Source organism: Pseudomonas putida W15Oct28 (genome assembly GCF_000708715.2).
Taxonomy (GTDB): domain Bacteria; phylum Pseudomonadota; class Gammaproteobacteria; order Pseudomonadales; family Pseudomonadaceae; genus Aquipseudomonas; species Aquipseudomonas putida_R.
Genome location: NZ_JENB01000032.1, coordinates 18,819 through 35,946, shown reverse-complemented (window position 1 = coordinate 35,946; position 17,128 = coordinate 18,819). Strand labels below are relative to the sequence as shown.

Below are 17,128 nucleotides of genomic sequence, written 5' to 3'. Positions count from 1 at the left end.
GTCATATCTCGGCCCATTCGTTCATCAACTGTTCAATTTCTGCCAGGCCATCGTCGGACAGGCGCGTGGCTTGGGTTTCGATGGCTTGGGCGAATTCGCCCAGGGTCGGGTGCTCGAAGAGCAGGCGCAGGGGGACGTCGGTACCGAGTTCTTCGCGCAGGCTCGACACCAGTCGGGTGGCCAGCAGCGAGTGGCCGCCCAGCTCGAAGAAGCTGTCATCCAGTCCGATTCGGGGCTGGTTGAGCAGTTGCTGCCAGATTCGGGCAATGTCGACTTCCAGTGCCGTTTCAGGCGCCCTGTACGGGCGCAGCTCCGGGACAGGCGCAGGCAGCGCCTTGCGGTCGAGCTTACCGTTGGGGTTCAGCGGCATGGCTTCGAGCAGCATCCAGCAGGTCGGCATCATGTAGTCCGGCAGGCGCCCCTTGAGCGCCTGTTTCAGGTCGGCACGCGGTGCGGTAGCAACGGCCACCGTCGGCGAATTCATCCGGCACGAAGCGTTCCGCGGTCAGCGCCGGCTGATGCCAGTAGCCCTGACCGACGCAGCCGCCGGCAATATGGATCTCGCCCAGTGCCCCCGGTGCGACCCATTGGCCCTCGCCGTCCAGCAACTGGATGCTGGCACCACGGATCGGCCGGCCGGTGGCCATGCTTGGGCTCGCCAGCACCTGTTCGGCCTCGAGCACGTGCTCGATCACCACGTCAGTGCATTCGGTGGGGCCGTAGCTGTTGTGCAGCTTCGCCCGGTTACCCGGATGACGCAGCCAGGCCGCCATCTCTTGGCTCTTGACCGGCTCGCCGCCCAGCAGCACGTGGCGCAGAGAATCCAGGCGGCCATCCAGCGGTTCCAGCAATGGCAGGAAGGCGCTCGGCGCGCAGTTGAGCACGGTAATGCCCTGCTCGCCGATCAGGGTGCGGAAGGTTTGCGGGTCGTAGCCCGGGCCCGGCAGGTGCAGCTCCCCGCCCATGCAGAGCACGGCGTAGAGGTTCTTTTGGGTCAGGTCGAAGCTGTATGAGCTGACCAGCATCACCTTGTCGGTTTCGGACATCTGGCAAGTCGCAGCAAACCACTGCAGCAGATTGATGAAGCTGTCGTGGCGCACGGCAGCGCCTTTAGGGCGGCCCGTAGAACCGGAGGTGTAGATCACGTAGGCGAGGTTGGACGGCATCACCTGACCGTCAGGCACTTCGACCGGGTAGCCTTCTCCAGCTGACTGCAGCAGCAAGCATTCGACCTGTTCCGGCACCGGTAACTGTTCAAGCAGGTGGGCCTGAGTCAGAAGCAGGGAAATGCGCGAGTCCTCGATCATGTAGGCCAGGCGGTCGCGGGGATACTCCGGGTCCAGCGGCACGTAGGCACTCCCGGCCTTGAGGATGCCCAGCAAGCCCACGATCATCTCCACGCTGCGCTCGGCAGCAATGCCCACCAGTACATCGGGACCTGCGCCCGAGGCTTTCAAACGATGTGCTATCTGGTTGGCACGGCGGTCGAGTTCGGCGTAGGTCAGCGCCTGATCGGCGAATACCAGCGCCGTGGCGTTTGGCGTGGCGGCTGCCCGGGTGGCGATCAGTTCATGTACACAGCGCTCGCGAGGGAACGCTTCGCCCTCGCGCTGCCAGCTCGCGGCCAGCGCCTGTTGCTCACAGGTATCAAGCATCGGCAGCTGGGCTACCCGCTGCCCGACATCGGCGACCATCGCCACCAGCAGGTTGAGCCAGTGCTTGGCCATTCGCGCAATGGTCGCTTCATCGAACAGCGCCGTGGCGTAGGTGAACCCGGCATGAATACCGTGATCGCCATCGAAGGTGCTCAGGCTCAGGTCGAACTTGGCCGACCCGCCCCCCCACTCCTCGCCTTCCACACGCAGGCCCGGCAGTTCGCGGACATCGCCACGCACTTCGGTCTGGTGGTTGAACAGTGCCTGGAACAGCGGCGAGATCCCAAGGTTGCGTGCCGGTGCCAGCGCCTCGACGAGTTGCTCGAACGGCAGGTCCTGATGAGCCTGGGCTTCGATAGCCGTGCGCCTGACCTGGGCCAGCAGGCCGCTGACGGTCAGCTCGCCATCGAACTCGGCTTTGAGCACCTGGGTGTTGACGAAGAAGCCAATAAGCCGTTCGGTTTCCAGGCGGGTGCGGTTGGCGATCGGCATGCCGACGCGGATGTCGGCCTGGCCGGAGTAACGCGCCAGCAACAGCTGGAACGAGGCCAGCAGCAATTGCGCCAAGGTCACGCCCTGCTCTCGGGCAAGGGCTTTGAGCGAGAGGCTCAGGTTGGCATCCAGCGCGACTGGCAAGGCCGCACCGCGAGTGTCCTGCACACTTGGCCGTGGGCGGTCCAGCGGCAGCTCCAGCACCGGCTGCTCGCCGCCCAGTTGCCGGGTCCAATACCCCAGTTGGCGCTCCTGCTCACCCGCTTCCATCCATTGACGCTGCCAGGCGGCAAAGTCGGCGTACTGGATGGCAAGCGGTGGGAGTTCAACACCTTGGTAGAACTGCACCAGTTCATCCACCAGCACCGGCATCGACTGGCCATCGGCGACGATATGATGCAGCGTCAGCACCAGCACATGGTCGTCCTCGGCCAGTTGCAGCAGGCGCACACGCAGCATCGGCCCCTGCAACAGATCGAACGGCCGCTTGGCTTCGGCCTCGACCCACAGGCGCGCATCAGTTGCAGTATCGACCTTCACCTCAAACGGCAACGAAGCATGGATCACCTGCACTGCCCGGTCACCCTCCTGGCGGAAGGTGGTGCGCAACGGCTCATGACGGTCGATCAGGCGGGCAAAAGCTCCGCGCAGCCTGGTCAGATCCAAAGCGCCTCTAAGATGGAGTACTGAAGGGATGTTATACGCCGTACCGTCCGGTTCCAGTTGCCAGAGGAACCACAGCCGCTGTTGAGCGTAGGACAGCTCCAGCGAAGTGGCTCGGTCCACCGGGGTCAGCACAGGCACCGTATCGGCATGTCCTTGCTCGACCAGTGCAGCAAATTCAGCCAACCCGCCCGCTTCGAACAGCGCTCGGAGTGGTGCATCGATCTGCAGCTCGCTCCTGACACGAGCCATGACCTGAGTTGCCAGCAACGAGTGGCCGCCCAGGCTGAAGAAGTTGTCGTCGCGCCCAACCTGTTCAACTTTCAGCACATCAGCCCAGATCGCCGCCACCTGCTGCTCTGTCTCGCCGACTGGGGCCACGTATGCCTGCTGTTCCACTTCTGGCGCGGGCAGCGCCTTGCGGTCGAGCTTGCCGTTGGTGGTCAGCGGCAGGCGCTCCAGCAGCACCAGGTGCGCCGGTACCATGTAGTCCGGCAAGACGGTCTTCAGATGCGCCTTGAGCGCCTCGCGCGGGTCCGCGCCAGCGCTCTTGGGCACCAGGTAGCCGACCAGTTGCTTGCCCAACGGGCCTTCGACGTCCACCACTGCCGCCTCGCGCACCAACGGGTGCTGGTGCAGTTGTGCGGCGATCTCGCCCAGTTCGATGCGGAAACCGCGAATCTTCACCTGATGGTCGATACGCCCGATGTACTCCACCGCGCCGTCAACGCCGGCATTGGCCAGGTCGCCGGTGCGGTACAGCCGGCCACCGTCGGCGGCGAACGGGTCGGGAATAAAGCGCTCGGCAGTGAGTGCAGGCCGGCCCAGGTAGCCACGGGCCAGGCCCGCGCGACCGACATGCAGCTCGCCGGTACAGCCCGGTGCCACCGGGTTCAGCGCGCCATCGAGCACGTACCAGGACAAGTCGTCGATGGCCCGGCCGATCGGGCTGACCGCCTGGCTGCCCAGGTCCGCCAGGGTCACCGGGCGGAAGGTCACGTGCACCGTGGTTTCAGTGATGCCGTACATGTTGATCAGCCGTGGCGACTGGTCGCCGAAGCGCTCGAACCACGGCGCCAGGCTTGCGATCTCCAGGGCTTCACCACCGAACACCACATGGCGCAGGGCCAGGCCTTGGTCCGAGGCACAGGCCACCGGCATCAACTGCTTGAAGGCCGACGGGGTCTGGTTGAGCACCGTGACCTGCTCGGCGGCGAGCAAGCCGTGGAAGTCCTCCGGCGAACGGGTCAGCGCACGCGGCACAATCACCAGACGGCCGCCGTACAGCAGCGCGCCGAAGATCTCCCATACCGAAAAATCGAAGGCGTAGGAGTGGAACAGGGTCCACACATCGCTTTCGTCGAAGGCGAAGTCCCGCGCCGTCGCCTCGAACAGGCGCAGCACATTGTGATGGGGCAGCAGTGTTCCCTTGGGCTTGCCGGTGGAGCCGGAGGTGTAGATCACGTAGGCCAGGCTGGCCGGCGTGGTCAGGTTGACCGGGTTGTGCTCCGGGCAGCCCTCGCCTGCCGCTTCCAGCGCCAGGCACTGCACATTCGCCGGAACCGGCAACACCCCGCACAAATGCTGCTGGGCCAGCAGCAACGTGAGGCCGGCGTCGTCGATGATGTAGGCCAGGCGCTCGCCGGGAGAATCCGGGTCCAGTGGCAGGTAGGCACCACCCGCCTTGAGAAGGGCGACCAGGCCCACGACCATCTCCAGGCTGCGCTCCACCGCCAGCCCCACCAGCACGTCCGGGCCGACGCCCAGCTGACGCAGGTGATGGGCGATGCGGTTGGCGCGGCGGTTGAGTTCGGCGTAGCTCAGGTGCTGGCCTTCGAACACCAGGGCGATGGCGTCCGGGTGGCGCGCGGCCTGGGTTTCGATCAACTGGTGCAGGCAGGCCTGGCTGGGGTAGTCGGCCAGCGTCGGGTTCCATTGCGCAATCAAGCCTGATCGTTCTTCGTCGTTGAGCATCGGCAGTTGGGCAACTCGCTGCCCGACATCAGCGACCATCGCCACCAAAAGGTTGCGCCAATGGCCAGCCATGCGCCCGATGGTCGCTGCATCGAACAACGCCGTGGCGTAGCTGAAACCGGCATGAATACCCTGCTCGCCATCGAACGTGTTCAGACTCAGGTCGAACTTGGCCGAGTCGACGCCCCACTCCACGCCTTCCACACGCAGGCCAGGCAGTTCGCGGACATCGCCATGAGGCCAGCAGCAGCTGCGCCAGGGTCACGCCCTGCTCGCGGGCCAGCGCTTTGAGCGAACGGCTCAGGCCAGCATCCAGCGCAACTGGCCAGGCCGCGCCGCGAGTGTCCTGCACACTTGGCCGTGGGCGATGGAACAGCGGTGAAATCCCGAGGTTGCGCGCCGGAGAAAGCGCCTCGACCAATTGCTCGAACGGCAAGTCCTGATGGGCCTGAGCCTCGATGGCGGTGCGCTTGACCTGGGCCAGCAGGCCGCTGACGGTCAGCTCGCCATCGAACTCGGCCTTGAGCACCTGGGTGTTGACGAAGAAGCCAATCAGCCGCTCGGTTTCCAGCCGGGTGCGGTTAGCGATCGGCATGCCGACGCGGATGTCGGCCTGGCCGGAGTAACGCGCCAGCAACAGCTGGAACTCCAGCGGCAACTCCAGCACCGGTTGCTCACCGCCCAGTTGCTGTGTCCAATAGCTCAACTGGCGCGCCTGCTCTCCGGCTTCCATCCACTGCCGCTGCCAGGCGGCAAAGTCAGCGTACTGGATGGCAAGCGGCGGGAGTTCGGCCCCCTGGTAGAGCTGCACCAGTTCATCCACCAGCACAGGCATAGACTGGCCGTCGGCAACAATGTGGTGCAGTGTCACTACCAGCACATGGTCGTCCTCGGCCAGTTGCAGCAGCCGCACACGCAGCAGCGGCCCCTGCTCCAGATCGAACGGCACAGCCGCTTCAGCCTCCACCCATTGGCGCAGGTCGGCCACCGGATCGCTATCGATGGCCATCGACAGCGGCAGCGAAGCGTGAATCACCTGTATCGCTTGCTCTGCGTCCTGGCGGAACGTCGTGCGCAGCGGTTCGTGGCGCTCGATCAGACGGTTGAACGCCTGACGCAGCCGGGCCACATCGAGAGCACCACGCAAACGCAGTGCTGCGGGTATGTTGTAGGCCGCACTCTGAGGCTCAAGCTGCCAAAGGAACCACTGGCGTTGCTGAGCGTAGGACAAGGCCAAGTCACCGTCACGCGCGACCGAAGCCAGCGCGGGCGCGGTGTCGACCCGCTCCTGCGCGACACGCATGGCAAAGCTGGCCAGATCACCCGCTTCGAACAGCGCTTTGAGCGGGGCGTCGATCTGCAGCTCGCGGCGTACGCGAGCCATGACCTGTGTGGCCAACAACGAGTGGCCGCCCAGGCTGAAGAAGTCATCGGTACGACCGACCTGCTTGATCTTCAAAACCTCGGCCCAGATGCCCGCTACCTGCTGCTCCAGCCCCGCATGCGGCGCCTCGAAGTCTTGCTGGAGCGCACCGGCATCCGGGCGTGGCAGGGCTTTGCGATCAAGCTTGCGGTTGGGTGTGAGCGGCAACGACGCCAAGGGCACCCAAAGCGTGGGCACCATGTAGTCGGGTAATGCCCCCTTGAGGTGGGCCTTGAGTGCCTCGAACGGCAGAGGGCCCTCCTGCCGAAGTACCACATAGGCGACCAACTGGGTCCCACCCTGCCCTTCCAGATCGATGACCGCAGCTTCGCGAACCCGTGGATGAGTGGTCAGCCGTGCCTCGATTTCACCCAGTTCGATGCGCAGTCCGCGAATCTTCACCTGATGGTCGACCCGGCTCAGGTATTGGCACACCCCTTGGGCATCCATCCGCACCCGATCACCGGTGCGGTACAGGCGTTTGCCATCTCCGGACGGATCAGGCAGGAAACGCTCTGCAGTCAAGCCGGGCTGGCCGAAGTAGCCCCGGGCCAGTCCATCGCCGCCGATGTACAACTCTGCGGCGCAGCCGGCGACCACGGGTTCCAGATCAGCCCCCAGGGCATACAACCGGTTGTTGTCGACGGGCGCGCCGAGGGTGACCGGTTCGCCGGTTGTCAGGCGTGCCACCGCCGACCAGATGGTCGTTTCGGTGGGCCCATACATGTTCCACAGCGTGCCGGCCTTCTCCAGCAGTGTCTGGGCCAGATCCGTGGGCAGCGCCTCGCCGCCACAGAGCAGCGTCTTGCCGGTCAGGTCCGGCAGTGCATCAGCTGCCGACAGCATGCGCCAGGTCGACGGCGTGGCCTGGATGAGCTCCACCTCCTGCGCCTGGATGATCTGCGAGAGGATGTGCGGGTCCTTGTTCTCGCCATCCTGAAGCAGCACAACAGTTCCGCCCGTCACCAAGGGCCAGTACAACTCAAGTGCGGCGATGTCGAACGACAGCGAGGTCAATGCCAGTACACGCCTGGGCTGAGCGCCGAGTGCACGGCTCATCCCGCCGAGGAAGTTGGCCAGAGCGCCGTGGCTGACGGCAACCCCCTTGGGGCGCCCGGTGGAGCCGGAAGTGTAGATGACGTACGCCAAGTGCTCTGGGTGGATGGCGGCCAACGGAGGCGCGATGGAAGCCTCGGCCCAGTCCTTGGCATCCTGATCCAGACGAAGCACCTCGACAGATGCGGGAACGTCCAGCCGCTCGGGCACATCGCCATGGCTGAGCAACAGCCGCAAGCCGCTGGCCTGCATCATGTAGCCCAGGCGTTCGGCCGGGAAGTCCGGGTCCAGCGGCACATAGGCACCACCGGCCCTGAGGATCGCCAGCAAACCCACCACCATATCCAGGCCTCGGCCCATGGCCAGCCCGACCGGCACGTCGGCCATAACGCCCCGTGCACGCAGATGATGCGCCAGCTGGTTACTGCGCTCGGCCAACTGGGCATAGCTAAGCTGACCCTGCTCGGCGACCAGGGCGATGGCCGCGGGACGGACCGCCACCTGCGCATCAAAATGTTCGAGCAGCGTCATGCCATCTCGCGCAACCTCTGCAGCCTGGTTGCGGCGCGTGAGCATCAGTTCGCGCTCCAGCGGATTTAGCAGCGGCAGCGCGGCGATGCGCTGCGAGGGGTCGACAACCATCGCGACCAGCAGCGCCTTCCAGTGATCGGCCAAGCGCTCGACCGTGCTGGCATCGAACAAAGCGCGGGCATAGAGCAGCGAAGCCGACAAACCGCCCTCGCTTTCGAAGGTTTCCAAGGTCAGGTCGAAAGGTGCGCTGTGGGCTTCCCAACCAAGGTTTTCCAGCGACAACCCCTGGAGCACTCGTGCCTGCCCCTTGACCTGGGTCTGGTGGTTGAACATGACCTGGAACAGCGGCGTATGGCTGAGGTTGCGCTCAGGCTGCAACGCCTCGACCAGTTGCTCGAACGGCAAGTCCTGATGCGCCTGGGCCTGCAGCGCCACATGCTTGACCTGCGCCAGCAACTCGGCAACGGTGGTGGTAACGTCGAACTCGGCCTTGAGCACCTGGGTGTTGACGAAGAAGCCGATCAGCCGCTCCGCCTCCACCCGGTTGCGGTTGGCCGTGGGTACGCCGACGCGGATGTCCGCGAGATTGGTATAGCGATGCAAAAGTGCCTGAAATGACGCCAGCAACAGCATGAACAAGGTGACACCCTGCTGCTGTGCGAGTGCCTTGAGCCGGGCTGCAAGCTGCTGATCCAGCGTAATGCCCATACGGGCACCGGCCAAGGATTGGACGGGTGGACGCGGGCGATCCAACGGCAGCTCAAGTACCGGCTGTTCACCACCCAGCTGCTGCGTCCAGTACTGGAGCTGACGCTCCTGTTCGCCAGCTTCCATCCAGCGGCGCTGCCAGATCGCATAATCGGCGTACTGGATGGCCAGCGGTGGCAAGGCCAGGGGCTCGCCCAGTCGATTGCCCTGGTATAGCCCCACCAGTTCCTCGACCATCACCGGCATCGACCAGCCATCGGCCACGATGTGATGCAAAGTCATCACCAGCACATGCTCATCCGCCGCCTGCTGCAACAGGCGCACCCGTAACAACGGCCCCTGCTCCAGGTCGAACGGCCGGGCAATCTCTTGGGCAATGGTCGCCTGCAAGGCGCTTTCGTCCACCCGAGGCGACACCTCAAGGGGCAGTGGCAGTGGCTCATGCACCCGCTGGACTGGCGCGTCGCCGTCCAGGACAAAGGTCGTGCGCAGGGTTTCGTGGCGCGCGATCAGCGCCGCGAAGGCCGCTTCCAGCGCGGCCAGGTCCAGCTCGCCGCGCAGGCGCAGCACCGTCGGGATGTGGTACGCCGCGCTGTGCGGCTCCATCTGCCACAGGAACCACTGGCGCTGCTGGGCAAAGGACAACGGCAACCGCTCGAACCCCGAGCGCAGTTCGGGGATCGGCAGGTTGGCCGGGGAAATGCCTTCGGCGAGCATCTGCTGCAAGTACTGTCTGCGCTTCTCAAGCGGGAGCTTGATGAAGCGACGGATGATGCCAACTGCCAACTCATTGTTCATTCGACCGACTCCAGGTCTTCGGCAAGGAAGCTCAAGCGACGAAGCTTCTCTTCAAAACTGTCCTCCTCTCTAACGTTCAAGGCCTCGGCAAATTCAGCCAGTTTGGGGAACTGAAAGATCAATTCCGGTTTTACGGTCAGGCCAAGCTGCAGTTGCAGCCGGGAAATGACCGTGAGCGACAGCAGCGAATGGCCGCCGAGTTCGAAGAAATCGTCGTCGCGGCCGACTTGCTCGACCTTCAACACATCGGCCCAGATCGCTGCCACCTGCTGCTCGGTCTCGCCGACTGGGGCCACGTATGCCTGCTGTTCAACTTCTGGCGCGGGCAGCGCCTTGCGGTCGAGCTTGCCGTTGGTGGTCAGCGGCAGGCGCTCCAGCAGTACCAGGTGCGCCGGCACCATGTAGTCCGGCAGTACGCTCTTCAGGTGCGCCTTGAGCGCCTCGCGCGGGTCCGCGCCAGCGCTCGTGGGCACCAGGTAGCCGACCAGTTGCTTGCCCAACGGGCCTTCGACGTCCACCACTGCCGCCTCGCGCACCAACGGGTGTTGGTGCAGTTGCGCGGCGATCTCGCCCAATTCGATGCGGAAACCGCGAATCTTCACCTGATGGTCGATACGCCCGATGTACTCCACCGCGCCGTCAATGCTGGCATTGGCCAGGTCGCCGGTGCGGTACAGCCGGCCACCGTCGGCGGCGAACGGGTCGGGAATAAAGCGCTCGGCAGTGAGTGCAGGCCGGCCCAGATAACCACGGGCCAGGCCCGCGCGACCGACATGCAGCTCGCCGGTGCAGCCCGGTGCCACCGGGTTCAGCGCGCCATCGAGCACGTACCAGGACAAGTCGTCGATGGCCCGGCCGATCGGGCTGACCGCCTGGCTGCCCAGGTCCGCCAGGGTCACCGGGCGGAAGGTCACGTGCACCGTGGTTTCGGTGATGCCGTACATGTTGATCAGCCGTGGCGCCTGGTCGCCGAAGCGCTCGAACCACGGCGCCAGGCTGGCGATTTCCAGGGCTTCACCACCAAACACCACATGGCGCAGGGCCAGGCCTTTGTCCGAGGCACAGGCCACCGGCATCAACTGCTTGAAGGCCGACGGGGTCTGGTTGAGCACCGTGACCTGATCGGCGGCGAGCAAGCCGTGGAAGTCCTCCGGCGAACGGGTCAGCGCACGCGGCACAATCACCAGACGGCCGCCGTACAGCAGCGCGCCGAAGATCTCCCATACCGAGAAATCGAAGGCGTAGGAGTGGAACAGGGTCCACACATCGCTTTCGTCAAAGGCGAAGTCCCGCGCCGTCGCCTCGAACAGGCGCAGCACATTGTGATGAGGCAGCAGTGTTCCCTTGGGCTTGCCGGTGGAGCCGGAGGTGTAGATCACGTAGGCCAGGCTGGCCGGCGTGGTCAGGTTGACCGGGTTGTGCTCCGGGCAGCCCTCGCCTGCCGTTTCCAGCGCCAGGCACTGCACATTCGCCGGAACCGGCAACACCCCGCGCAAGTGCTGCTGGGCCAGCAGCAACGTGAGGCCGGCATCGTCGATGATGTAGGCCAGGCGGTCGACGGGAGAGTCCGGGTCCAGTGGCAGGTAGGCGCCACCCGCCTTGAGAATGGCCACCAGGCCCACGACCATCTCCAGGCTGCGCTCTACCGCCAGCCCCACCAGCACGTCCGGCCCGACGCCCAGCTGACGCAGGTGATGGGCGATGCGGTTGGCGCGGCGGTTGAGTTCGGCGTAGCTCAGGTGCTGGCCTTCGAACACCAGGGCGATGGCGCCCGGGTGGCGCGCGGCCTGGGCTTCGATCAACTGGTGCAGGCAGGCCTGGCTGGGGTATTCGGCCAGCGTCGGGTTCCAGTCAGCCAGCAACGCGGTGCGCTCATGCGCAGCGAACATCGACAGGTTGCCCACGGCGTTGGCCGCCTCTTGCGCCAAGGCTTCGAGCAACCGCACGAAGTGTTCGGCAATCCGTGCGATCGCCGGCGCATCGAAATGCCCCAACGCATGGCTGAACTGGAAGGACAACTGATCATGCACACCCACCACCAGAGTCAGCGGGTAGTGGGTTTGCTCCTGGCTCGCCACATCGCCGAAGCGCAAGCCGGTGATCGGCCCCTGCTGCAGCGCCTCGGCCACCGGGTAGTTTTCGAACACCAGCACACTGTCGAACAACGCTTCGCCGGCAAAGCCGGCCCAGCGCTGCACGTCGTACAGCGGTGTGTGCTCATGCTCGCGCAGGGCCAGGTTGGTGCCCTGCAACTGGCTCAGCCATTGACCGACCGAAGCAGTCGCGTCGGGGCTGGCGATCACCGGCAGGGTATTGATGAACAGCCCCAGTTGCTGCTCGATGCCCGGCAGCTCGGCCGGGCGCCCGGCGACCGTAGCACCGAAGGCAACGCTGGCCTGGCCGGTATAGCGTTGCAACAGCAGCGCCCAGGCCGCTTGCACCAGGGTGTTGAGGGTGACGCGCTGACGGCGGGCAAAGTCGGCCAGCACGCGAGTGCGTGCCGCATCCAGCACCACGCCGTGCTGACCGTAGCCGGCAACGGCCGCAACGGTGCCCACGCAACGGGCCAGGCGGGTCGGCTCGTTGACCGGCGCCAGTTGACCGCGCCAGAACTGCTCGCTGCGGGCGACGTCCTGGCGTTGCAGCCAGCCGATGTAGTCGCGATACCGCCCCGGCCCACGGTGCACCGGCTGGCCAGCATAGCGTTGCAGGACCTCGGCAAGCATCTGCGACAGGCTCCAGCCATCGAGCACGATGTGATGGCTGGTCATCACCAGGTGATGGCTGTCCTCACCGGTGCGCAGCAGCGCCAGGCGCAACAGCGGGTCGTGCAGCAGGTCGAAGCCTGCCAGCCGGTCTTCGGCGGCCCACTGTGCCAGGGCCTCGGCAGAGCACTGAGCGTTACGCCAGTCCAGCTCGAGGCACGGCACTTCGACCGTACGGCGAGTGACCTGCAACGGCGGCTCGGCATCCGCCAGGAAGTTTGCACGCAGGGTTTCATGCTGCTGCACCACGGCCTGCCAGGCCGCGCGGAAGGCTGCGACGTCAAGGCCCTGTACATCCACACGCATCTGGTTGACGTAGTCGCCATTACCCGCGCCGTACAAGGCGTGGAACAGCATGCCTTGCTGCAAGGGCGCCAACGGGTAGATGTCCTCGACCAGCGAAGGCGCCAGTGGCAACGCGTCCAGCCTCGCCTGGGTCAGATGCGCCAGCGGTACATCCGACGGCGTCAGCGCACCGGCCGGGGCCTGGCAGCAATGCTCGATCATGGCTGCGAGCACGTGTGTGTAGTGTTCGGCCAAGGCTTCGACCGCGGCCGTGTCCAGCACCTGGTCGTCAAAGCTGAAGCCCAGCTCCAGTACCCCGCCATACACCTGGCCGTTGATGCTCAGCGGCGCATCAAGTGCCGCCTCCGGGCTCTGGCTGGCGCCGGCGCTCTCGCGGGCCGGGCGCAGCCAGCCCTGTTCGGCATCGAAGCTCTGGTCGAACTGGCCCAGGTAGTTGAACAGCACTGCCCCTTCGGGCAAGGCCGCCAGGGTGCTGCGTGCCTCGGGCTCGCCCAGATAACGCAGCAGGCCATAGCCCACGCCCTTGTCGGGTACCGCCCGCAGTTGTTCCTTGATCGCCTTGATACTGGCGCCGTGCTCGGCGGCGGGCGTCAGGCGCACCGGGTACAGCGCGGTGAACCAGCCCACGGTGCGGGACAGGTCGACGTCCTCGAACAGCGCCTCACGGCCATGGCCTTCAAGGCGCACCAGTACCTCGTCGCGACCGGTCCAGTCGCACAGCACCCGCGCCAGCGCGCTGAGCAGCAGGTCGTTGATCTGGGTGCGATAGGCCGCAGGCGCCTGCTGCAGCAACTTGCGGGTCAGGGCCTCGCTCAGGCGGCTACGCACGCTGCAGCTGTTGCCCAGGCGGCCGGTGCCCTCGCGCTGGCCGGGCAAGCGGTCATCCGCGGCGCTGAGTTGCTGCTGCCAGAATCCAAGCTCCGGCGTCTTGGCCACTGCCAGGGCTTGCAGGCGCTCAGCCCAGTCCTTGAAGGCATGCGTCTTGGCCGCAAGCACCGGAACCTCGCCGCGCAGCGCGGCGGCGTAGGCCTGTTCGAGGTCTTCGAGCAGCACTCGCCAGGACACGCCATCGACCGCCAGATGATGGATCACCAGCAGCAAGCGCTGGGAACCGTCAGCCCAGTCCGCAAGGACTGCTTGCAGCAACGGCCCGTGAGCCAGATCAAGGCTGCGCTGCACAGCATCGGCGCAGGCGGTAAAGGCGTCGGCGTCCACCGCCTGGAAGGTCTTGAGCAGCGGCTCATCGGCGATCCCGGCGTATTCGGCATGCCACTCGCCCTGCTGCTCGGTAAAGCGCAGGCGCAGTGCATCGTGATGGGCCACGAGTGTGGCCAATGCACGGGCCAGGGGCTCAGGTTGCAGCGCCTCGCGCGGGGTGAGCACCAGGCTCTGGTTCCAGTGATGACGCTGCGCCACGGCCCGCTCGAAGAAGGCCTGCTGGATAGGGGTCAAGGGCGCTGCGCCGGTGACCGGCGCCTGCTCGGCAACCGTGCTGGCCACTTCGCGGGCGACACTGGCCAGCCCTTGGACGGTCTGATGTTCGAACACGTCCTTGGCCGCCAGCGCGATACCTTCGCGGCGGGCACGGCTGACCATCTGCAGCGAAATGATCGAATCGCCGCCCAGCTCGAAGAAGTTATCGTACAGCCCCACCTGGTCCAGCTTGAGCACCTGTTGCCAGATCTGAGCCAGGCGCTGCTCCATGGCTGCGACCGGCGCCACGAAGCTGCGCTGGGTCACGCTCACGTCCGGCGCTGGCAAGGCCTTGCGGTCAAGCTTGCCGTTGGGCGTCAGCGGCATCGCCGCAAGCACCACGAAGTGCGCCGGGATCATGTATTCCGGCAGTTGCTGGCGCAATTGTGCCCGCACACTTTCGACCAGCGCCTGCCCCGCTTCGCCAGCCACCAGATACGCCACAAGACGTTTGCCATTATCGGTGTCCTGGGCCACCACCACCGCTTCGCTGACGGCTTCGAGTTCCAGCAGTCGTGCTTCGATTTCCCCCAGTTCGATCCGGAAGCCGCGCACCTTCACCTGGTGGTCAACCCGACCCTGGTACTCCACCACGCCACCCGCGGTGTAGCGGGTCAGGTCACCGCTGCGGTACAGACGGCCGCCGTCGCCGCCGAACGGGTCGGGCACGAAGCGCTCAGCGGTCAGTGCCGCCCGCTCCAGGTAGCCGCGAGCCACGCCCTGCCCGCCCAGGTACAGCTCGCCCGAGAGCCCAACGGGTTGCAATGCCAAGTGATCGTCGAGCACATAAGCGCTGCGGCTGCCGACCAGATCGCCAATAGGGGCGTAGGCGCCGGGGCACGGTTCGTCGTGGCCGGCTTTCCACAGCAACGGGGTAACCACGGTTTCGGTCGGACCGTAACCGTTGATGAACCAGTCCGGACGCAGGGCGCGGCGCACCAGGTCATAGCTGGCCTGGGACACCGCATCGCCACCGGCGCAATAGATACGCACTGCGGGTGGCTGGCCGTCATGCTCGGCATGCTCGGCCAGTTGCTGGATATACACCGGCGGGAAGATGCCGATGGTGACGCCATGGCGTTTCATCTGTTCGTAGGTGTGTTCCGGCGACCAGATTTCGTCGTCGCGCACCAGCACCCGGGCGCCGTTGATCAGCGGGTGCATCCAGCCTTCATGGGAACCATCGAAGGCGAACGACATGAAGTGCAGCATGCAATCGGCCGGGCTGGTCTGGTAACGGGCACCCGCCGCCTGGATGTGCATCGACAACGCCCCGAACGGCACCGCCACACCCTTGGGCAGGCCGGTGGACCCGGAGGTGTAGATCACGTAGGCCAGGTTCTCTTCATCGATGACCAACTGCGGATTGGTCTCGGCGTACGAAGCAAGCCCGGCATCGTCGAGCGCCAGGGCGCGGCTTTCGTCCAGAGCCAGCTCAGCGACGCGGATGCGATCGGTGACGATCAGCGCTGCGCGGCTGTCCTGGACCATGTACTGCAAGCGGTCCTGCGGGTAGGCCACGTCAAGCGGCACGTAGGCGCCACCGGCCTTGTGAACCGCCAGGAAGCTCACCAGTACCTCGGCACTGCGCGGCAGCAGGATCGCTACCCGCGACTCAGGGCCGATGCCACGGGCAATCAGCGCATGGGCCAGGCGATTGGCACGGCGGTTGACCTCGGCATAACTCAGCACCTGCTCACCGAACAGGATCGCCGGGGCATCAGGTGCTTGCTGCGCCTGGATTTCGAACAGTTGATGCACCAGGCGGGACGAGGGTCGAGCCACGGCGCCCCGGTTCCACTGGGCGACCTGGGCGACAGTCTCGTCAGCAGTCATCAGCGGCAGTTCGCACAGGCGCTGCGTCGGGTCGGCCAGGGCGGCTTCGAGCAGATGCGCCCAATGCTGGCCGAAGCGCTCGATGGTGGCCCGGTCGAACAAGTCCGTGGCGAAGGTGAAGGCAGCATGGATGCCCTCGGCGCCGTCCCAGGTGTCGAGCACCAGGTCGAAGTGGGAAGTGCGCGTGGCGCGCTCCAGACTCTCCACGCTCAGGCCCGGCAGGCCGGCCAGCGCTTGGCCACTACGCCCCCCCGACTGGTGGTTGAACATCACTTGGAACAGCGGGCTGTGACTGAGGCTACGTTCGGGCTGCAAGGCATCCACCAGTTGCTCGAACGGCAGCTCCTGATGGGCCTGGGCCGCCTGGGTACGCGCGCGGGCCTGGTCGAGCACGTCGTTGACGGTCATCTGCCCGTCGAGTTCGGCACGCAATACCTGGGTGTTGACAAAGAAACCGATCAGGCCCTGGGTTTCCAGGCGGGTGCGGTTGGCAATGGGCACACCGACACGGATATCGGCCTGACCACTGTAGCGGTGCAACGTGGCCTGGAACGCGGCCAGCAGGATCACGAACGGGGTACTGGCGGTCGACTTGGCCAAGCCGTGCAGGGCCTGCGCGGTGGCGGCAGGCAAGTGCAGCTCGACCCGTTCGCCGCGGTGGCTTTGCCGGGCCGGCCGCGCCCGGTCAAAAGGCAGCTCCAGCAGCGGCTGCTCGCCACTCAAGGCTTCACGCCAGTAGCCCAGCTGGCGATCACGCTCGCCGGCTTCCATCCAGCTGCGCTGCCACAGGGCGTAATCGGCGTACTGGATCGGCAGCGCGGGCAGTTCACCCTGCCCCGCATACAATTGCACAAGCTCCGCCACCAGCCGCTGCATCGACCAGGCATCGCTGACGATGTGATGCAGGGTCAGTACCAGCACATGGCACTCGGGCCCTTCCTGCAGCAGCGTCAGGCGCACCAGCGGGCCATGGCACAGGTCGAATGGCTGGGCCACTTCAGCTTCGATGGCCGCATCGAGTGCGCCGCGCAGCACCTCGGTCCGAACAGGCACCGACAACGCCGGCAGAACCTGCTGGCGCAGGCCGTCGTCGGTCTCGATGAACACCGTACGCAGGGCTTCGTGACGGACGATCAACGCATCCAGTGCCCGTTGCAGGGCGGCCACGTCGAGGGCACCGCTAAGACGCAATACGGTGGGCATGTGATAAGCCGTGCTCTGCGGCTCAAGTTGCCAGAGGAACCACTGACGCTCCTGGGCGTAGGACACAGGCCAAGGCCCCTCACCGCTGCGCAGCGGGCCGAGGGGAAACTGCGCCAGGCTCATGCCCTTGGCCGCCAGCTTCTCAAGGAACAGACGGCGCTGGGCCAGGGGCAGTTGGACGAAACGCTGGACCATCTCCAGTTGGGTGTTGTGTTGCATGTCAAACCGTCTCCAGGTCCGTCAGG

General features: G+C 65.6%; 2 protein-coding genes and 1 pseudogene. All 3 read right to left on the bottom strand.

Annotation, left to right across the window (positions count from 1 at the left end; all coding sequences use genetic code 11):
- Position 1: 1 nt before the first annotated feature.
- Positions 2-400, bottom strand: coding sequence for a phosphopantetheine-binding protein (locus AK81_RS30490; RefSeq protein WP_241496106.1), 399 nt, complete (start codon positions 398-400; stop codon positions 2-4).
- A 19-nt stretch (positions 401-419) separates the two neighbouring features.
- Positions 420-9,248 (bottom strand): annotated as a pseudogene (locus AK81_RS30850) (amino acid adenylation domain-containing protein); the annotation flags it as partial.
- Between the two features lie 48 nt (positions 9,249-9,296).
- Positions 9,297-17,102 carry a non-ribosomal peptide synthetase gene (locus AK81_RS20275; RefSeq protein ID WP_050491926.1) on the bottom strand — a complete coding sequence of 2,602 codons (7,806 nt, stop codon included), beginning with the start codon at positions 17,100-17,102 and terminating at the stop codon, positions 9,297-9,299.
- Positions 17,103-17,128 lie beyond the last annotated feature (26 nt).